The organism is Paenibacillus wynnii (assembly GCF_030812855.1).
Taxonomy (GTDB): Bacteria; Bacillota; Bacilli; order Paenibacillales; family Paenibacillaceae; genus Paenibacillus_AQ; species Paenibacillus_AQ wynnii_A.
Genome location: NZ_JAUSTK010000008.1, coordinates 18,984 through 39,395, shown reverse-complemented (window position 1 = coordinate 39,395; position 20,412 = coordinate 18,984). Strand labels below are relative to the sequence as shown.

Annotated in this window: 17 protein-coding genes and 2 pseudogenes; 4 read left to right on the top strand and 15 right to left on the bottom strand. The window is 42.3% G+C overall.

What is annotated here, in order from left to right:
- Window positions 1-3 precede the first annotated feature (3 nt).
- From J2T20_RS10305 to J2T20_RS10275, 7 genes are all read right to left on the bottom strand, one after another.
- Complete coding sequence (locus J2T20_RS10305; protein ID WP_307588016.1) at window positions 4-882, bottom strand: glycosyltransferase family 2 protein; 879 nt, start codon at window positions 880-882, stop codon at window positions 4-6.
- Window positions 872-1,681, bottom strand: coding sequence for a PIG-L deacetylase family protein (locus J2T20_RS10300; RefSeq protein ID WP_307588014.1), 810 nt, complete (start codon window positions 1,679-1,681; stop codon window positions 872-874). The genes J2T20_RS10305 and J2T20_RS10300 overlap by 11 nt, the downstream gene beginning before the upstream one ends.
- 6 nt (window positions 1,682-1,687) lie before the next feature.
- Entirely contained in the window at window positions 1,688-1,945 is a 258-nt protein-coding gene (locus J2T20_RS10295) for a phosphopantetheine-binding protein (protein WP_307588012.1), read from the bottom strand.
- Window positions 1,946-2,053: 108 nt separating this feature from the next.
- The gene (locus tag J2T20_RS10290; protein WP_307588010.1) at window positions 2,054-3,106 is read right to left on the bottom strand and encodes an NAD(P)-dependent oxidoreductase; all 1,053 of its coding nucleotides are present in this window, start codon (window positions 3,104-3,106) and stop codon (window positions 2,054-2,056) included.
- 1 nt (window position 3,107) lies between these two features.
- The gene (locus tag J2T20_RS10285) at window positions 3,108-4,406 is read right to left on the bottom strand and encodes a hypothetical protein (protein ID WP_307588008.1); all 1,299 of its coding nucleotides are present in this window, start codon (window positions 4,404-4,406) and stop codon (window positions 3,108-3,110) included.
- A 10-nt stretch (window positions 4,407-4,416) separates the two neighbouring features.
- Entirely contained in the window at window positions 4,417-4,680 is a 264-nt protein-coding gene (locus J2T20_RS10280) for a hypothetical protein (protein WP_307588006.1), read from the bottom strand.
- Window positions 4,664-5,512 (bottom strand): hypothetical protein, encoded by an 849-nt coding sequence (locus J2T20_RS10275; protein WP_307588004.1) that lies wholly within the window; start codon window positions 5,510-5,512, stop codon window positions 4,664-4,666. The genes J2T20_RS10280 and J2T20_RS10275 overlap by 17 nt, the downstream gene beginning before the upstream one ends.
- A gap of 356 nt (window positions 5,513-5,868) precedes the next feature.
- Here J2T20_RS10275 and J2T20_RS10265 point away from each other — a divergent pair.
- Window positions 5,869-7,071: pseudogene (locus tag J2T20_RS10265) on the top strand (IS256 family transposase).
- A gap of 623 nt (window positions 7,072-7,694) precedes the next feature.
- On the opposite strand, the pseudogene J2T20_RS10260 reads toward J2T20_RS10265, so the two are convergent.
- The 4 genes and pseudogenes from J2T20_RS10260 to J2T20_RS10245 form a co-directional block, all read right to left on the bottom strand.
- A pseudogene (locus J2T20_RS10260) lies at window positions 7,695-8,045 on the bottom strand (sigma-70 family RNA polymerase sigma factor); the annotation flags it as partial.
- A 542-nt stretch (window positions 8,046-8,587) separates the two neighbouring features.
- Complete coding sequence (locus J2T20_RS10255) at window positions 8,588-8,971, bottom strand: helix-turn-helix domain-containing protein (protein ID WP_307588002.1); 384 nt, start codon at window positions 8,969-8,971, stop codon at window positions 8,588-8,590.
- A gap of 244 nt (window positions 8,972-9,215) precedes the next feature.
- Entirely contained in the window at window positions 9,216-10,001 is a 786-nt protein-coding gene (locus J2T20_RS10250; RefSeq protein ID WP_307588000.1) for a TrmH family RNA methyltransferase, read from the bottom strand.
- A 30-nt stretch (window positions 10,002-10,031) separates the two neighbouring features.
- Entirely contained in the window at window positions 10,032-10,691 is a 660-nt protein-coding gene (locus J2T20_RS10245) for a potassium channel family protein (protein ID WP_307587998.1), read from the bottom strand.
- 128 nt (window positions 10,692-10,819) lie between these two features.
- On the opposite strand from J2T20_RS10245, the gene J2T20_RS10240 reads away from it, so the two are divergent.
- Window positions 10,820-11,056: a small acid-soluble spore protein SspI gene (locus J2T20_RS10240; protein ID WP_036647686.1), complete on the top strand. Its 237-nt coding sequence runs from the start codon at window positions 10,820-10,822 to the stop codon at window positions 11,054-11,056.
- A 96-nt stretch (window positions 11,057-11,152) separates the two neighbouring features.
- On the opposite strand, the gene J2T20_RS10235 is transcribed toward J2T20_RS10240, so the two are convergent.
- Together J2T20_RS10235 and zwf are read right to left on the bottom strand one after the other, a co-directional pair.
- Window positions 11,153-12,739, bottom strand: coding sequence for a peptide chain release factor 3 (locus tag J2T20_RS10235; RefSeq protein ID WP_307587996.1), 1,587 nt, complete (start codon window positions 12,737-12,739; stop codon window positions 11,153-11,155).
- A gap of 240 nt (window positions 12,740-12,979) precedes the next feature.
- Window positions 12,980-14,530, bottom strand: a complete 1,551-nt coding sequence (gene zwf, locus J2T20_RS10230) for a glucose-6-phosphate dehydrogenase (RefSeq protein ID WP_307587994.1) — start codon at window positions 14,528-14,530, stop codon at window positions 12,980-12,982.
- Between the two features lie 441 nt (window positions 14,531-14,971).
- Here zwf and J2T20_RS10225 point away from each other — a divergent pair, with 441 nt between their 5' ends.
- A complete protein-coding gene (locus J2T20_RS10225; RefSeq protein WP_307587993.1) occupies window positions 14,972-16,888 on the top strand; it encodes an AraC family transcriptional regulator in 1,917 nt (638 codons plus the stop codon).
- A gap of 200 nt (window positions 16,889-17,088) precedes the next feature.
- Here the strand turns inward: J2T20_RS10225 and J2T20_RS10220 are convergent, their stop codons facing one another.
- Window positions 17,089-18,477, bottom strand: coding sequence for an MATE family efflux transporter (locus J2T20_RS10220; protein ID WP_307587991.1), 1,389 nt, complete (start codon window positions 18,475-18,477; stop codon window positions 17,089-17,091).
- Window positions 18,478-18,609: 132 nt separating this feature from the next.
- Here J2T20_RS10220 and J2T20_RS10215 point away from each other — a divergent pair, with 132 nt between their 5' ends.
- Window positions 18,610-19,494, top strand: coding sequence for a helix-turn-helix transcriptional regulator (locus J2T20_RS10215; protein WP_307587989.1), 885 nt, complete (start codon window positions 18,610-18,612; stop codon window positions 19,492-19,494).
- Between the two features lie 10 nt (window positions 19,495-19,504).
- Here J2T20_RS10215 and J2T20_RS10210 read toward each other — a convergent pair whose 3' ends face one another.
- Complete coding sequence (locus J2T20_RS10210) at window positions 19,505-20,269, bottom strand: YwmB family TATA-box binding protein (RefSeq protein ID WP_307587987.1); 765 nt, start codon at window positions 20,267-20,269, stop codon at window positions 19,505-19,507.
- Window positions 20,270-20,412 lie beyond the last annotated feature (143 nt).

Sequence of the window (20,412 nt, the reverse complement as noted above, 5' to 3'; positions counted from 1 at the left end):
CCCCTAAAATATTTTGTTGTATATGGCTTCTTGGTGTTGTGCTTCCCAGGGTACTTGGCCAGATACGCTTTCCTCATACTGTTGTAATGAAATTTCACCGAACATAAATGGTTTTAGAAGCTCTACTTCTTTATTGTTATACTTTTTATAGAAGTACGCATGGCTGTCATTTATTGCTTTCACAAAATAATCCATAGATCGGGGATGTGCGATATGATAGTTTACTGCCATCCGCTCCCGAACAAATATCGCCCCATTGCGATATAGCCGATAGCCTAATTCAAAATGTTCAAACCCCCAGGAGACAAACCCCTCATCAAATCCGCCTATTGCTTCGAAATGCTTTCTTTTCACACCCATGTTTCCGCTAAAAGTACTGATCCACGGTAAAGAGCTGCTGGTTTCTCCCGATGGCTCATAAATTGAATCAACTACTCTAGAATACAGGGGCTCACGTGCTGCGCGATGATCGGTTTCGGAAATGCTAAGAATCCGCTCGCTGTTATTTTCAGGATTACCGAAGTAAATCTCTTTGGGAACACCAATGCTGACCACATTATCCGACCCATTCAGACGACTTAAATGCTTATCTATCAGTAAAGGATGCGGTACACGATCAGCATCATTCAGAATCACAAATTCTCCCTTCATATGATCCAAAGCAGCATTTCGCGCTTTAGCCCGTCCTCTATTCTCTTGACGGACATAGGAAATTTGAAGGTGAGGAAATTGACCCAATAGGCTACCAAGTGCTTGATCCGACCCATCATCAATGATAATAAGATGAAAATCCGCATCAGTCTTCTGCCGGTTAAATCCGGCTAATGTCAACGATAATGGAAATTCCTGATTATATACGGGAATTACGATATCAACTTTCAAAAACATTCTCCTTCATCAATCGAGAGTATTGATCAATCGTTTGCACAAAAGTGGTCACGTTGAACTTAATATATCCTTCCGCGTAACTAATCAAATCCAGCATCCCTTCAGAAATCACAGTATTTCTTATTTTCGCACGTTGTTCTGCACGATTACGAAGGATTGAGTTATACAGCATAGCGCGATATTGATTTAATCCTGATATCAGCCTCTCGTAATCCACTAATTGAATTTGAGATTTATGGCAGCGTAATGCTTGTAGTTTACACTCGAAATCCTCACTAACATCTAAAACAGCAGACTTGGGATACGGAGACCAGACTTCGTAAGCTAGAATTTCCGCTTGAATCGGATTCCTTCTCAGCACTTCAGCCAGAATAAGTGTAGTTGCGCAATGATCCATATGCTGATCGTGAATAAAAGTACATAGTATGAGTTCAGGCTGAAAGGACATAATCTCGCGTTCTACTGAATGAACAGAATCTTCAGTAACAGATAACTGCCCGTCAGGAAAGTCCAGCCAAGTGCTTGAACTGTTACCTAGTCCCAGTGCTTCAAGGCCCGCTTTTGCTTCTGCTTTTCGAGTTTTCGATATCTCCTCACGTGCTTGACCAAATGTTCTCCCTTCACTCCCGTCTGTCATGTACACGATATGTATCTCATTACCAGCAAGTGAATATTTACGGAGTAATCCACCACAGCCCAAAACTTCATCATCAGGATGCGGCGCTAGAACTAATATACGCGAAGCCTGTGGTTTCTTCATAATCGTCGGCTTATAGGATATCAATGGAATCATATTTCCTTATACCAGAACCAGCTTATTGGACAAGAACGAAGCTAACGATTGGATATCTGTAAAAATTTCAGGATCAAGCTCATCATCAGGAATCAAAATAGATAATTCATCCTCTAGATACATAACTAATTCAAGGATCTGCAATGAGTCTAGATTTAGGCCTGCTTCTAGCAATTGAATATTATTCTCTTCCAAATTCAGATCATTATTAAATTTATCTTTAATAACTTCCAAAATTTTAGCCGTCACTTGTTCACTGTTCATTAACTATCACTCCATATCATTATTAGGTATATTGACTTCTTACTTCATTTCCGCTGTATTTCTCATGAATATCTGTGCTTAGCCTCACCTCCTCTTAAGCATTTCTGTTTAGAGATGGTCCAGGCAGTTGCGGATAGCATATTTCACATCATCCAAATGACACGAGATTGGCGCTCCACCCACATGAGGACTGAGTATGACATTGTCGACTCCCTCCCACATATGTCCTGGTTTAACAGGCTCAATGTCAAACACATCAAGCCCGGCCCCCTTCAATTTATTTGTTGTCAAGGCTGTATAGAGTGCTCCCTCGTCTACAATCCGACTTCTTGATGTATTGATTAACACAGCATTTGGTTTCATCATGCCAATCTCACGATGAGAAATAAGCTTTACCGTCTCCCTCACCAAAGGTAAATGAATAGATATTACATCTGACAATTGAAGCACTTCTTCCAGGGAGTGAAAGGTCATTGAAAATCTTTGTTCCGTTTCTGCATCATGCCTTGTCCGCTGAGTATAAATTATATTCATCTGCAAGGCTGCCGCTAAATGGGCTAATTGAATTCCGATTTCCCCCATACCAATTATTCCTAACGTACTTCCTCTCAGAAGATGGATTGAAGGTAGTGAGGCCCAATTAAACATATATCTGCTGTATTTCAATTCATACGGGTTCTCTGCTTTCCGAACTACCATTTCTCCGGAACGCAAATTACGCATGGTAGCGAGCATCAGCAAAAGTGCCTGCTCCGCAACTGCAGAATGTGCCAACCTGGCATAAATATCGAAAGGGATACCTGATTCTTTGATTGCAACAAAATCAACCTCACGGTGATCTTGGCCATAAAACTGGATAAATTTTAGAGAGTGCGCTGAAGTTAAATGCTCACTGCGCAAGGGTAACCCTTTTGTTATCAGAAAATCAGCAGTAGGTATAAGTCTGTAAGCTTCTTCCCGGTTCTCAGCGATTATTAATTTTATTGGTAGCCCTCTGAATAACGCTCCCGTATCCAGCGTGGTCTCTTCTCCAGGAGATATGTTCAATTCCCTTAATTGATGCAATAAACGTTCATCCAGTTCTTCAGTCTTCATCAAGGCAAACCCGAAGCTGCCCGCACCATCAAGTTCGGCAACTAAAATACGAATCTCATGTTGCATATTACACATCCTCTGTTTCTTTTTCTAAAATTCTGTCATGAACTGCGTTAAGCCATTTTTTCTCCATCTCAATAATTTTAAGAAGATGTGCCTGCACATTTTCTACCGGCTTCCAGTTGCTTCTTACTAGGGAACGTACCATCAAAGGCTTCATTATCATCCAATACTTTCGAATATCTTCATATCTCTTAACGAAAAACTCTCTTTCTTCCGCTAGTAGTCCATGCACAAATATATTCATAACCTGATCACGTATATTATTAATATTGCTTAATTGAGAATATATAATCTGTAACCGCTGATTAATTACTGAAGTCTCACAGGATCGAAGGTGATTCATATCTTCAATTAACTGTTCCATTCCCCTGAATCCATGTCCGGAAAAGCATTGCTGCTCCATGTGTTCAACAGTTTCAGCAATTGCCTTTCGGCAGTTCTCACCAGGTGTAATAGGAGTATAATTTCTCCACTCTATAGTCCAGCAGGAATTGCCTTCGTTTATATATGCCTTTTCAATTTCATCTTGAGCATACCAACCCTTAGTCTCGCTTAATGGATCCAAAATATAAAATTGGCCTTCAGCATACTTCTCAACTATAAAATATCTAGGCAAATGTTTATTTTTGTATAAATCAGTAAATGGAAGATGATATGTATCTCCTACTACTATTACACGGGCATGATCCTTGACTTTTTCGCGAAGACTTTGAGACCCTCCCTGAAATTTCAGAACTAGCCCATACAATATTGTCAGTTTCTCGAGGAGTGTTAACCTGTCCAAACCAACAATCAGATTACTTTGAAGTTCCTTCGCTGCAGTACAGGAGTTCACCTCAACGAAGAGATAAGCCTTAACATTAATAAGCTGGGAGAAAGGTATCGCCTTTTTTCTCGTGTCATTCCCAGTAATAATTATGAATTGATTAGCGCTTCGATCAATGTCCGTAACAATAGCATATTCTTTAGTTGGTAAATATAAGAGTATGGGTTGACCATTACTGAGCATTTTTTCCGAACATGTAACCCAGCTTCTACCTGTTGCAGGACTTAATTCATATCCATATTGATTTAAGCGTTCTCCAATTGTTAAGATAGCACTTTCGTTTTCGTTTGATTTCGTATTATTAAGCCATGTAAGCACATGAACCTGTAATTCACCGAAATCACGCTGTAAATAAAATCTCCAAGTATAAGATAAAAGAAATTGTTCGTTAAGTCCCTTCGTTCGCAGCAGTGTAGCTATAACGGATAGAAAGCACTCATGACCACCCATATTAACTAATTTAATTTCTTCTTCCATTGTGCTCCTGTCAGTTACCTATTAATTTGGATTGAATTCGTACCGCAATGATTTCAGGCGTCCGAAAATTTTCAAGCAATAGCTCAAAATCATCAAACTGAATATTAAAAATAGATTCAAATAGAACAAGGGCATGCATTAAGGCAAAAGAATCTAACAACCCACGATCCAGCAAATCAGTGTTTACCTCGATCTGTCTATGTTGTCCCTTTTCCTGTAAGACCTTCTCTAATCCCACAACGACTTTAGCTTGAATATCAATTAGACTTTCCATGAAGTTCTCCTTTACTGATATCGAGTTCTACAAATAGTTCCTGCTCATTCCCTTCCTTCCAAACTCTAAGGTCACTCATAAGGGGATTTACGGGATCAGACTGCAGCATGTGTTCTAATTTGAAAACATAATGAAGTCTCTGGGCATACATGTACAGTTCAATTCCCGCAGAACGGTACCCTTTTTCAACAAAAGCCTTCTTCATATTCCATATTACAGAATACGCATGCTGGAGTTGGCTGTCGTCAAACTGAACTCGCTCCGTTTCATTTATCTGGGATGTTAATGCAAAGTAAGCGTCCTCATTTTTTTCCTCAACACGATGAGAAAGGGCGAATATCCACTCTTTTTGACCACATAAGTACTGTTGTGCAGCTAAAGAACTCGCAGTGTGCAAACGATTGACTTTTTGATAAAAAATATCCTCCCAATAATCCAAAAAAACTAGATCAAATGGACCTTCCAGTTTCCGTTCATTATAATCCTTAGCATTATGTATAACATAATCAATATCGCCTAAGTATCCGTTATAAGGAATCCCAAGTTTAGGACCGCTTATGGCTTGTTTTGTATAAATATCAGTCATTAACTCCACTGAAGATACTTCACCAAGGTATGTAAGCCAATCCTTTACATCATAGAACATAACGGAAGGCATTCCTAAATAGTGTAAGCCCTTACCTCTTTGGTTTGCTAACTCTTGAATCCACACTAACATTCGTGTACGAACATCATTTAACCACGGATTAGTATCAAACTGGATCATTCGTATCCTCATAGATTGATAAATCTCTTCCACACGGCTGTCTTTATTATTTATCTCACTGGTCATTCAGTTCCTCCAAACTATTACAGAAATCGTTTGCACAATTGTTTAAATAATACCACCTATCTCTTAACATGTAAATATATTACTTGGGATATTTTTACTTCCTTTATTTAACCACTGGGCGGATGTCGTTAACTACAAATTGAGGCTACAAAAGGCGAGCCCAATTATTAAAAAATGAGGCAGAACACTATCGTGGAAATGGGATCCTACCGTCCCCAAAGACTGTGGGAAGCGATAAGAGGGATGCTGCTAGATGATTTTATGAGTAAAATAGTTTGTGTAACCCTCAAACCCATTGAAATGGAAGTAAGAGAAAGGTTGGGGAGAATACATAAGAACTTTGGACAAAACAACAATTGCGGGAATTTATCAAGGATAGTAATTTGGTCTCTGCACAAGATGTACAGAACGCCTTAAAGGATTTGTTTGCCGAGACGATTCAAGAGATGCTAGAAGCCGAAATGGATACTCATTTGGGCTATGGCAAGAATGAAGTCAAGACGAAATTCACGCCGAACAGTCTGAACGGAAAGAGCCGCAAAACGGTAGTCAGCGAGTATGGAGAACAGAAAATCCTTATCCCTCGAGACCGTCTGGGTGAGTTTGAGCCTCTTGTCGTCAAGAAGCATCAATTGAACGTAACGGGCATCGAAGAGCAAATTGTGGCCCTGTATGCCAAAGGCGTCAGCACGAGGGATATCCAAAATCATCTACAGAATATGTACTGTATTGAGGTCTCGCCTACACTCATTTCAAATGTCACGAATAAGATTGGTTCCCCTCATTAAAGAGTGGCAGAATCGCCCCTTACAAGGTGTTTACGCGGTAGTCTATCTGAATGCCATCCACTTCAAAGTCAAGCAGGACGGGGTAATTATTAACAAGGCAGCCTACATGGTCATTGGCATTGATTTGGATGGCAACAAGGATGTGCTGGGCATGTGGATCGGCGAGAACGAGTCCTCCAAATCCTGGCTTAGCGTGCTGAATGAGCTGAAGAATCGCGGAGTTCAGGACATCCTCATCATCTGTGTGGACAACCTGTCTGGGTTCACTCAAGCGATTGCAGCCTGCTACCCCCAAACTGAAATCCAGAAGTGTATTGTTCACCAAATTCGCAGCTCCACACGGTACGTTTCGTACAAGGATATTAAGAAGATCACCGCCGATTTAAAGCCCATTTACTAGGCAGCTACGGAAGAAGGAGCCTTGCTTGAACTCGACCGTTTTGAAGAGATGTGGGGAGCCAAATATCCACTTATTATCCGTTCCTGGCGGATTAATTGGGAGGAGTTAGCTACCTTTTTCAAGTACCCACCTGAGATCCGCAAACTTACCTATACGACAAATATGATTGAGAGTTACCACCGCCAGTTGCGTAAAGTGACAAAGGGAAAAAGTATTTTCCCCACAGATGAGATGAGGCCCTGCTTAAAATGCTCTATCTTGCCACCGTCGACGTTACTCGCAAATGTACGGGCCGCATTCAAAACTGGGGACAAATGTTCCTCCAGCTTTCGGTCTTTTTCCCAGATCGGGTCGGTCAACACTTGCGATGAATCGCGACTTCCCCCTCGGGGGAATCTGTGCTTAAAAGAGTTTACACAAAATTATTGACAGACCCGATTTTAACATAACAACATCCTTAAAATATCATCTGGACTGACTTTAGCGGTTCCAAACTTTATTTACTGGTACTGTTTACAATTACTTGTTTATTATATTTAGATCATCGCAAATAGTTTTTCGAATTAAAACTTCTGCTAACAATGTACATATGGAAACCCCATGAAAGTGGTAACCAGCCTATTCCGCCTATTTGAATTCAATTAAAGTAATCTTCTGGGCACCATTTCACACTCTGGTCTCTTCTCTTCTCTTCTCATGAATTTCTATAAGCTGATTTTATACAAATATTTTTTAAATCCATCCTCTGTCATGAAAAATTGTCTATTATAATACAATACTTGATTCTTCTCATGTTTCTCATATGTATGTAACAATTGACCCTTTGTAGCTCATTGTAGTGGAAACCCCTATATTATAATAATTTTTGTAGTCTACATTCTCACGAGCTGTATTCATTGCACAATTAGAAACAAAAGCAACTCATCCGCAGACAAGTCGCTTTCAAAATACTGTACAGTTTTCAGAAACTTACGTTGTACTTATATTTTCACACTCACCGCTTCACTTTATAAAACTCATGATACAGTTTCATCAGCGCCCGCTTCTCAATCCGCGACACATGGCTGCGACTGATGCCCATCTCCTTAGCAATCTCCCGCTGCGTACGCTCTTCGCCCCCTGTATCTAAACCAAACCGCCCAACCACAACTTCCTTCTCCCGGTCATCCAAAATGTCCAGGTTGCGATTGATTTTACTCTTCTCAATATTCAGACCCACTGTCAACAGAAGATCATCTGCTCCTGAGCCCAAAATATCTATTAAAGTAATTTCATTTCCCTCTTTGTCCGTTCCGATGGAGATCAGATCCTCCATATCTTCACCTGTGTTATCGAATTTTTTGATATTCGGATTAACATAACCCGTAATTAAGATTATAACCTTACAAGCAGAATCAGCTATTTTATCGGATGTTCATTGATTCGCTTTATAAATTGGCTTACATGAAGCTTAATCTTATAGAATCTTTACGGGACATGCTTATGGTAATATTATTCCCTTTTACTGCTGCCTGGTAAGCCTGATACATATATACGCTGCCTTGGTCGCTATGTAGAGCATTTTTGTCCGTTTTGGAAGTTGGCTCATTATATCTAAAACTAAGGATGTATCCTACAAACGTTATACATATCCAGAACACTGGAGAAGTATAACGTCTTACCGCCAAATGGTTGGTATAACCTATTGCTTTTTCGGGTTATTAATCACAACCCAAGATGGAAGAAATAAACAGGCTGGTCAGGCATGGTTATCTTTTGTAACGATTGTATAGTTAGAATTTTCCCCACTAAGGAGCCTCTATTCTTTAGATTTCAAAGGAATATAAAAAGTGTTTCCAAACATAGTAAGCGATAAACGCTACTTAACAATCCGTACGAAAGTACGGCTTAAACATCTAAAAAATTAAACTTATATATTTTTTTAAATTTAATTTTAATAATTTCTAACACTTCTATTTGATTATTGGTGTCTAGTTCCCGAAATAAATTAACTAGTTCAGTTTCAAAAGTTGTCCAATCTTTATTTAGCATTTTATTTTTTATATGAGATCCAACGAAAGAAGAATGATTTTCGTTTCCTTTTAATAACCACTCAAGCGAGCAACCAAGATGCTGATGAATTGAAATAACTGCATCAATTGAGGGTTTACTTTTTCCTGCCTCAATATCACTTAAACTACCTTGGGATATTCCGATTAACTTTGCAAACTCAATTTGATTATAGTTATGTATCTTTCTAAGTCTTTTTATGTTCTCTCCAATGACATTCAAAATTTACCCCTCCATAAGACGAATTGTGTCAAAGGTTGTTACAGCGATTTCTCAATGTATTTTTCCGCCTATCATCTTTTTGTTTTTCTGATGAAAAATAATTCACTGAACAAAGAAAATAGAAAAATCCCGATGTATCAAGGATTTCTGACACATCGGGACTGACTTTGTTGTGACAAACTACGTTACAAACGGTGACAAAGTGAATTACAACTCACACAAGACCATAAGTAAGTCATTCTTCTTAACCCCGCTGCCGCATAGCCTCAAACAGTAAAATCGTAGCTGCCATCGCTGCATTCAGCGATTCAGCACGTCCCGACATCGGGATGATGATGCTCTTGTCTACTAGTTGTGCCGTTTCCGTTGAAATGCCCTTGCCTTCGCTGCCAATGAGCAGCCATTGGCTGCCGTGGAAGTCATGCTGATAACAGGACTCGTCCCCTTGCAGCGATGTGCTTACTAACAAGGCCCCGCGATCCGCGGCCTGTGGCAGGATGTCGCTCAAGTCGCCTTCCACTACCGGGAGATGGAACATCGAGCCCATTGTGGAACGGATTGTTTTGGGGTTATACAGGTCAGCACAGCCAAGCCCGAGGATCACTCCATCCGCTCCTGCAGCATCAGCACTGCGTATAATAGTGCCTACATTACCGGGATCTTGGACTCCGTCCAATACGACTACCAGACTATCCGGCTTCGATAGGATGACTTCCACCCCTTGCTGTTCCTTCCGAACGATTGCGAACACGGGCTGCGGTGTATTGGTGCTGCTGCATTTAGATATGATCGCAGCCGTAACACCGATAACCTCCATACCCTGAACCGATTGCAGCAGACCCTTTAATTCCGCAGGCATCCCTTTATCAAGGTCATACGCAAGACACTCTACATCTGCCTCAGCCATTAGTGCCTCTTGAACTAAGTGAACGCCCTCAACGATGTATTTTTGGGCTTTGTCACGGTGTTTTTTTTCCTGGAGCCCAGCCCATTCTTTAACCCTAGTATTTTGTGGAGATATAATTTCCATAAGGACTTCCTTTCTATCCCTGGCTCCATGCTATTGATAAGCCATTTCCAGCTTCGTAAGATTTTCTTTCCGGCCAACGATTACGAGAACATCACCTTCAACTAATCGTTCCTCCGCGCGGGGCGAAATATTCATTTCATCTCCCTGACGGATAGCCATAACGTTGCAGCCATATTTTGCGCGAATATTTAGCTCCTGCAGGTTCTTGCCCAGCATTTCACCCGCTACCTTCATGTCCAGTATGCTGTAATCCGGCGACAACTCGATATAATCTAGAATATTAGGAGAGGCAAGATGATGCGCTACCCGCAGACCCATATCCCGTTCAGGATAAATAATCTTGTCTGCTCCAATTTTGCTTAGTACTTTACCATGAAGCTCGCTCTTCGCTTTAACTAGAATCACCGGAACACCGAGATCCTTAAGAATCAAAGTAGTTAGAATGCTAGCCTGAATATCCTCACCAATCGCTACAACCACTACGTCAAAATTACGTACGCCAAGCGCACGAAGAGCCTCTTCATCCGTGGAATCTGCGGTTACTGCATGAGTTACAATATTGGAAATCTCCTGTGTACGATGCTCATCGGAATCAATAGCAAGCACATCAAAACCCATGCCACTAAGCGCTTTGGCTACGCTTGACCCGAAACGCCCCATTCCGATGATGGCATATTGTTTTTTTGCCATGTCTAAGTACCTCCTGTAACAAATTACATCTCAAATAGTATAGCATAAGGACACTAAAACTTGAATTTTCATTCCTTCCGCAGGGCACATTATACCGAAGTATACTTTGATGCCAAGGAGGTATTTTTATGCCGGTTACCATTGATTTGCGCCAAGCGATCATCCATAAAGTGAAAGGTCAATCCGAAGCCGATCTCCGGGACATGATTGAAGGCTCCGTGGATGGACCTGAAGCTGCTCTTCCCGGACTTGGAGCTGTGTTCGAAATGATGTGGAAGAACCTTGATACCTTGAAACAAGATAACCTTGTCACTTTATTACACGAACATCTGAGCACCATAACTCCAGGATCTATCACTTCTTAATTTGGAACCCATCAACTTAAAAACCTCCGCAGCGCCATGGTGATTAAAGCACACATGAAGGCGGAGGTTTTTTAATGAAGCAAATCTATACTGAACTTAAGGTGCAGTCTCCAGGAACTTAGCCGTCGGGTTCTTATCAACCGCAGTACGCATTGCGTATTCATTCTCGAAGAGAACAACGTAGTTCCCCTTTTTATCCGTCACCAGCGTGGAGTTAATACGGAATTTACTAGGATCCGGTTTATTCTCGTCCACAATCCAGCGTGCGAACTGATAGGTCATCCGCTGCAGTTGAATATCTACACCGTATTCACCCTTCATGCGGTATTCGAATACCTCGAATTGCAGCTGTCCGACCACTCCCAGCAGAATATCGTCAAAGCTGACTGTCCGGAACACCTGAATCATGCCCTCTTCCGTCAACTGATCGATTCCTTTTTGGAACTGCTTTGATTTCAAAGCGTTTTTGATGCTCACCTTGGCAAATATTTCAGGTGAGAACGTAGGAAGCTCATCAAACTCCATATCACCGGCTTGGCTTAACGTATCCCCAATCCGGAAAATACCCGGATCGAACAGGCCGATAATATCGCCAGGATATGCTTCTTCTACGATATCGCGATCCTGCGCCAAAAATTGCTGTGGCTGGGATAGCTTAATATCCTTGCCGGCACGAACATGCTTTACACTCATTCCGCGCTCAAATTTACCTGATACAATCCGCAGGAACGCAATCCGGTCACGGTGAGCCGGGTTCATATTCGCCTGAATTTTGAAGACATACCCCGTGAATTTCTCATTGGTCGGCTCTATGCTGCCTATAGTACTGCGGCGAGGTTCTGGCTTCGGTGCAAGCTCTAGGAAGTTGTCCAGGAAAGTCTGTACCCCAAAGTTATTAATAGCACTCCCGAAGAATACAGGTGTAATCTCTCCCCGAAGCACCTTATCATAATCAAAAGGGTCTCCCGCTACATCAAGCAACTCCAGATCCTGACAGAGCTGATCATGCAGATATTCTCCCGCCATTTCACGAATGATTGGATCGCGGTAGCTTTCTACCTTTTGCACCTTAATTACGGAGTGATCATCTCCCTGGAACAGCTCTACCTGATTTTTCATCCGGTCATATACACCGCAGAGCTCACGTCCGCTGCCAATAGGCCAGTTCATGGGAACAGAACGGATTCCTAATACATTCTCCAGCTCTTCCATCAAGTCGAACGGGCTGCGTCCTTCGCGGTCCAATTTATTAATGAACGTAAAGATTGGAATTCCACGTTTGGCGCATACCTGGAATAGCTTGACTGTCTGTGTTTCCACACCCTTGGCAACGTCAATCAGCATAACTGCACTGTCCGCAGCGGTAAGCGTACGATAGGTGTCTTCACTGAAATCCTGGTGACCCGGTGTGTCCAAAATATTAACGCGGTGATCCAAATAGTCAAATTGCATTACGGAAGAAGTAACCGAAATCCCCCGCTGCTTTTCAATTTCCATCCAGTCACTTGTTGCATGCTTGCTCGCTTTACGAGCTTTAACCGTTCCCGCTAGTCGGATGGCGCCGCCGAATAACAACAGCTTCTCCGTTAGAGTAGTTTTACCCGCATCCGGGTGGGAAATGATCGCAAAGGTTCTGCGTTTATCCACTTCCTTCTGCAGCTTCTGATCGATAGCTTTGTTCATTACACATATCCCTTCATATATAAATTCATGCTTCTGCTTTAATGACTAGGTCTATTCATTTAGCTCCAGTTTCGCTTCAAGTTCAAGCATCCTTTCAAGTATATCAAAATCCGGCAGACATTATCTATAAAAAGCTGGCGAACGTAAAATATAACCTACTCCTGCAACCGTCTTCTACAAAAAATCTCCCTGCATGGTCTGCAGGGAGAGGGTACTCATATTCATAATTCGTATCATAACTTAGCTATTTACCTGCCATACCACATTATCTTCTTCCTGACCGTTTACCGGCCACCAGTGGAAACCATCACTAGCTAGAAGCTTATTCGCCTCTACCGGGCCCCAAGAACCTGCAGGGTAGGAAGCTAGATCGCTGGAATCTTCCTTCCAGGCTTTCGCAATGCGGTCTACAAAGGACCATGCCGATGATACTTCATCCCAACGGGTGAAATACGTGGAATCTCCGCGCGTTGCATCATGGAGCAAACGCTCGTAGGCTTCCGGCGAATTGATGCCAATCATACAGCTCTGGCAGAAGTCCATAGCCAACGGCTGAATTTCCGACTCTGAACCCGGCTTCTTGGCATTAATTTTGACATAGATGCCTTCCATCGGATTAACACGGATAACAAGCAGGTTAGGTTCGAGCTTATGCTTTTGTCCTAAATAAACATTGGTAGGCATACCTTTGAACTCTACAACCACTTCTGTCGTCTTCACCGGAAGATGCTTGCCGGTACGAATATAGAAAGGAACACCCGCCCAGCGGAAGTTGTCCACAAATACTCGTGCAGCAAAGTAGGTTTCGGTATTGGATTCAGGATCTACCTTGTCCTCCTGACGATATGCAGGAAGGGATTTTCCTTTGTGCAAGCCTTGGGTATATTGTCCACGCACGACATTCTCACGGACTTCATCAGATGAAGCGTAAGGACGTAATGAACGCAATACCTTCACCTTCTCATCACGGATATCTTCGGCCAATAGACGGCTTGGCGGTTCCATGGCGATCATAGTCAACAGCTGCAAAATGTGGTTTTGACCCATATCCCGCAAAGCTCCGGCATGATCGTAGTATCCTCCGCGCTCTTCTACACCCACCGTTTCACCCAGTGTAATCTGAATGTTCGCGATATGCTTATTATTCCAGAGGGGTTCGAAAAAGGCATTAGCAAAACGGATCACTTCAATGTTCTGTACCATTTCCTTACCCAGGTAATGGTCGATCCGGTAGACCTCTTCTTCCTTGAACACCTGGCGGATTTGCTCGTTCAGCTTCTCAGCCGACTCCAAGTCATAGCCGAAAGGCTTCTCAATAACAAGACGGTTCCAGCCTGTACTATCCAGCATTCCACCTTCTTTAAGGTTGAACGACACACTGCCGAATAACTCAGGAGCCAGTGCCAGATAGAAAAGACGATTGCCTGGGATGTGGAACTTCTCCTCAAGCACTTCGGTCTGGGCACGTAATTCACGGAACCCGTCAATATTGTTAATATCCAGAGATTTGTATTCAAAATGCTCTACAAATTGGTTCCATTCACTCTCATCGCCTGCTTGATAACGGCAGAATTCACGAATGGATTCTTTGATATCACTTCTAAATTCTTCCTTAGTACGCGGACGCCGCGCCACGCCGATAACTGCAAAATCCTGCGCCAGCTTACCTTCGCGGTACAAGCTGTAAATCGCCGGAAAAAGCTTACGTCGGGCTAAATCTCCGGTTGCCCCAAAAATAAAGAATACAGCACCGGGTGTTTGCAGTGCATCAAGGGTTTGATTTTCAGCCATGGCTCCTCATCTTTCTGTATGTAATATAGTTTATTGAAATCCATTCTCAGCGTCGAATACGTGATAAAAATTGTGTGACGACGTGAACTCATTTTATCACATTCCTAAAAATGATGCTATCACATTCCTGACTATTATTCTCGGAATTCGGTAAATTTGCATTACTCTTTTTTATTATTAACTATATTTCAACTTATATAAGGTTGAGGACTTTTTTTAAGTTTCTCCCGCAATTAATATCCTGAGTTAGGTTCTTTCACTGTACTATATACGATTTGTACATAAATATTGGCTTTGTTCACCCTCGTAATATTCATCCTGTTCACTATAATAATCTTCTTCTACTGTCCCGTTCATAGTGTGAAGTTTATAATTAAATTACTGCCATCGTAATGACAGGTTATTACAACTAGAATAACAACAAAAAAAGGGGAGCTGCTTATGAAAATGTCTGAAGTCCGCACGAATAGAGCGTTGTACAGTAAACTGTTAATAAGTATTACCCTGTGCATTTCTTTGACTCTTATAGGCTCCACCTTAATTTATTATACTTACTACATTAAAGTAGAAAAAACAGAAGCCTTTCGTTCGGACCTCAGCAACCTAACCCAAACGAGCAGTGAAGTCGTAAATATGACAGGAGTAGCCCAATCACTTTCCTTCCAGATCTACCGTAACAGTACGATATCCAAAATAGTATTTTATGACAACCCGGACATTTATGATGTCACTTCCGCCATGTCGGAACTCGGTAATTATTTGAACTCTATGCCCTATATTGAATCCATTTATGTATATAACCCGGATAGTGAGAGAGTATACATCGCATCCTCCCATGGGCAGAACGGAGTTTATAACGAAAAAGAACTTGAGGATCAGGATATTCTCTATATTCTCGACCATTATCAGGATAATAAGCCGTTTATGCCGATTCCCCGTATCTATCCAAGTAATGAAAAACAGAGAGATAATGTAAGCAGTTATACCTTTTTATGCTTTGATTCCATCGGATGGGATAGAACTCTAAATTCTGCAGTGATTGTCAACATATCTGCTCCCTGGATCAATAAGGAGATCACTAAGGACATCAATTCGAAAAGCACGACATTTATTCTTGAAGAGCAGGGGAAATTTCTCTCCGCCGACAACTTGGCTGAACTGGATTTATCTACAGATGAACATAAATGGATACAAGAGCAAATCAAGGGGAGCTCTGCGGGCTACTTTATTGCCCCGTTTAAAGGTGAAAAGTCATTGGTATCATTCACCTCTCCAGATGATTTGAATTGGCAATATGTTCGAATCACTCCTTATGATGAAATCACCAAACATACTGATGATATCCGAAACGCAACTCTGCTTATGGCGTTCGTAATTATAGTAGCTGGTCTTGTTCTCTCACAGGTGGTATCTCGAAGACTTTATATTCCGATTGACCGGATCGTCAATGAAATGAATATACTTGAGACTGACAAGCGCAACAGCATGTTTACGATAAAACAAAATATGTTGCGGGATTTCGTTCTGGGCTTAAAACCTTTACAAACGATTCAACAAGTTGAGAAGCTGCGTCAGTTGGGTATTCATTTTACATTTAATGAGGATTACCGGCTTGTACTGCTCAGGATAGATAATTATGCCGAATATAGAGAAACAAGAAGCTCCTATCTGCTTGCCTATAAATTTGCCATCATGAACATTGCATCCGAAATATGTGGGCAGACCTACCGTGTAGAAACTGTGGATATGAATGACGATGGGATATTGATTCTGCTGAATATAATTGACCCGATTGAAGATACGGCTACAGTGCTAATTGAGACACTGCTCCGGCAAATTCAGCAAGCTTGCTTCGACTATCTCAAGATCGGCTTGACCTCAACTTACAGCCCTATAGATCAGAAGCCAATGCAGTTGAACCAGCTTTATAAACAGTTACGTGAAGCTTCAAATCATCGGCTATTTTGCGGACATGGCTGCATTATAAATGCAAATTCCATAAGTGTTCTAAAGTCCAATGTTTATCATTATCCTACAGAAAAAGAAAAAAAGTTTACGGAAGCGCTAATGAGCTGTAAAACGGAAGAAGCCCGCCATTATTTTTCGGACATTGTCCGGGGAACAGAGCATTTTCCTTTTCATGCCGCACAATTAGCCGTTTCGAGACTCAGCCTAACGGTTAAAGACATCATCAGCAACATTCAGAAGCGTAACCAGTTACCCAATCAGGCTGAACCGGAACTCCCATCCCTAGATACCATTGAAACCATTTCGGAGCTTGAAGAAAAACACTCACTCTCCTATACTTTTATATATAGTGCAGCAGCCGTTTTCCGCCGCTGTCTGGACAGTAGATGACTCCGTCCAACTCATGCCCTGAGTATAGAAAAGCAGGCTTACGATGAATAGTGAAGCTTAGCAGCCTTTTTGTATTAACCGGATATATGGAGGCTGAACATTTCAAACTTTTGTGCAGTATCCTTGTTTTTCAATGCAAAATAGCCCTAGTTCCTTTCAAATAACGAAAGGAGCTAAGGCTTTCTGCTTGTTATTTCAACTTAACACAAGTGAATCGCTTTGTTACTTAAAGCGGAAGTGTGCTCTGAATCCAATTGGACCTCTGCCTTACGCAGTACCTTCCGATTCCGCCACCGAATTAGAACCAGCAGACCTCTTATCGCTTCATCGGCAATCATACAGGAGTATATTCCGATAAGTCCCCATCCCGCTTCGATTCCTATCCAGTAGGAACCTCCTATTCCGATCAATGACATGGAGAATAGAGAGACAAACATGGTGTAACGGGTGTCACCTATTGCATTCAGTGAACTGCTTATGGCCATGTTGAGCATTTTACAGGGCTGCAAAATTAGATTTAAGGCCAGTAATGAAACCCCGATAGATATAATTTCCTGATTGGAGGTGAAGAATCCCAGTAGAGTTTTTCCGAAGATAAATAACAGCAGTACATTGGAACTCACAACGACTAGCCCTATAAAGAGAGTGCGGTAAGCAGCTCTATAAGCTCTTTTTATTCTCCCTGCGCCAAACAGATGAGCAATTTGAATCTGTCCTGCCATAGCAACGGCATATCCTAACGTGAAGCAGAACGACTCCATTGTGTTCAGATAGGTGCGGGCAGCCAATTTCTGGGCTCCCAACATAGCTAGAAATGAGTAGATCGCAAGCTGAGAGAAAACCCACGAGGATGAGTTCAAACCGAGAGGCCAGCTGATTTTGAGAATTTCCGAGAATAGCTTCCATTTGAACAACAAAAAGTCCCTCAGCCTTATAGTCTGTTCAAAAGCACGGCTGAACATATAAAACAATACCACTACTCCTAATAATCTACTGACAACGTTAGATACAGCGATACCCGCCAATCCAAGCTCAGGAAGACCGAACCTTCCGAAAATGAGTAAATAATTCAGAATAATGTGAATCACATTCACAACCACACCTGTATACATGGGACCGCGTGTATTCCCCGTATTTCGGATGGCGGTACCAAGAGAAGCTGTCATTCCCACCATGAAAAGCCCGCCACCGACAAAAGCGATATATACATGAGAGAGAGGAAGTAGCTCCTCCGAAATATTGAGCATACGTGCAATCGGATTAGAATACAGGAACAAAAAAATACTGACGATCACGCCCAGCAAGCTGCTGGCTGTTACACCCATAATTGCCAGAGTGCGGGCATCCTCTATTCGCCGGGAACCCATACGTTGGGCAATCAAAATTCCCGCACCACCTGCGAAAGTTGTAAAAAGAGTTGTTAAAGCACCAAATAATTGGTTTGAAATGCCAACTACCGCTACGGCGTCATCAGAAATCCGGCTAACCATAATCGTATCTACGGTACCCAGCAGCGTCTGCAGGAAAATCTCTATAAAGATAGGCCAAGCCAGCATCCATAATCCGAATTCCCCTGCATGTTGTTTCACTAAATAAACCTCCCATCCAGAGCTTGAAACTGTCTTGATAACAATAAATTATAGATGATATACTCTTACAAATGTAACAGTTTTTAAACTTAAACTTTCACTTTTCAAACCTTCATTCAGGAGCGATTATCTATGAATACATTGAAGTTTATTGTGCCCCCAATGCTTCATTACATTATAAGTGGTTCAGCTAATTGTACTCCGGGGTACCGTCATTCCAGCCGTCATCACATTAAGGTGTTTGATCTTCTAATCGTTCGGCAGGGTTGTTTGTATATCGGCGAGGATGATCTCAAGTTCGAACTACAAGCGGGACAAGCACTTATCCTCCGCCCGGATGGCTACCATTTCGGAACTCAGGGATGCCGGGAACAAACCTTTTACTACTGGCTCCATTTCCATACAACCGGTAATTGGAGCGTCATAAAAGACGATGGACTTTTGCCCTACAGCGAACTGGGAGCAGAAGGTCCCCTCCTTCCTTCCGCTGATTTCGACATCCGTACCTTTTCCCTTTACTTACCACAACTGGTCACACTTCTACAGCCTGCAAAGATAGAGGAACTGCTGGGGCAGTTAGAACAGCTCAAAGCCAGTGCTCACTTGAGTACAACCCAATTTAAACAGCAGATGCTATTTCAAGAAATGGTACAGCAACTTTCCGCTTCTATGAGTTCGAACCGTCCCGCCTCCCAGTCTACAGTCTGTGCAGAACAGGCGGCCTCGTTTCTGCGTACTCATTACCGTGAAGAAATTACAGCACAGATGATGAAGGACAACCTTAATTTTCATCCCGTTTACATTGCCAGGTGCATGAAAAGAGAATATGGCTGCTCCCCAATGGAATATCTGCTTCGGTATCGTATTGAGCAAAGCAAGCTGCTGCTCATGCAAACCAGCTTTACCATTGCACGTATTGCAGAGGAGGTCGGATTTAACCAAGCTCCCTATTTCAGCTCCAGCTTTTTGAAAATTGAAGGAATTTCACCCCGCCAATATCGGCAGCGCTTCTCGTGAATATTTAGCTTTAATATTCAATCGTTATTAATGGCAACCCTATCGTAACACGGCTGCTGCCCTTGACAGCATCTTGATGAATAGCTGTTTGCAGGACTATCTTATGTTCTCCACTTACTACGGAATGCTGCAAAGCAGATGTAGAATAAGAATGGCTGGCCGTAGTTGCATCTTCGTACTTTTCTTGTACTTTGAGCTTGGGCAGCTGTGCCTTCATATTCTGCTCCGTTAACATCAGCGCTTCCCGCGGGTCTCCTTGCTCCTTCGCAACACCCTGAAGTGAAGTGTTCCACTCTGCTGTAATCCCGGCTTCCCGCAATTTCGTGCCGGCTTGTTCCGCTGCAGCTTGTAAATCCGAAGCATTTAACAAATCAGCTGTTTCCAGGGTTACAATCACATAACTGCTTTCGTCCCCAAGCTCAGTCCACAGCATAGTTGTTTTAAATCCGTCACTTCCTGCAGTCGAACGGTAAGTAAGATGCTCCTTCCCGTCTTCCCGGCTAACCTCTCCCAATCCTAGTTCGGAGGTTAAATTAGTGGCTGCAAGACCTGCTGCATGACTCGAACCGATATATTCTCCCTGCCATTTTACAACAAGACGAAGGGGGGAACCGGGGGCTGTAACACTTTTACCTAAAGAAGACAGGAGAGGAATTGATCTTTGCAATTCAGCGGACTGGCTCTCTTGTTCAACTTGGCCTCGAAAACCTGCCAAAAGCAACGTAATAGAGCAAAGAATGAGTACCAACAGAACTCCTTTAATACCGCCCCTCATAATCAAACACCCTCTCAATCCGGTCTATTAATCTACTAAACAGGATACCCGCTTTACAAGATTTTATACGGAGGTTCAATCTTTCAATGCACCTGTACGCAAAAAAACCGGCCCCCTATACCTCTGGCCAGTTCTTGTACTGT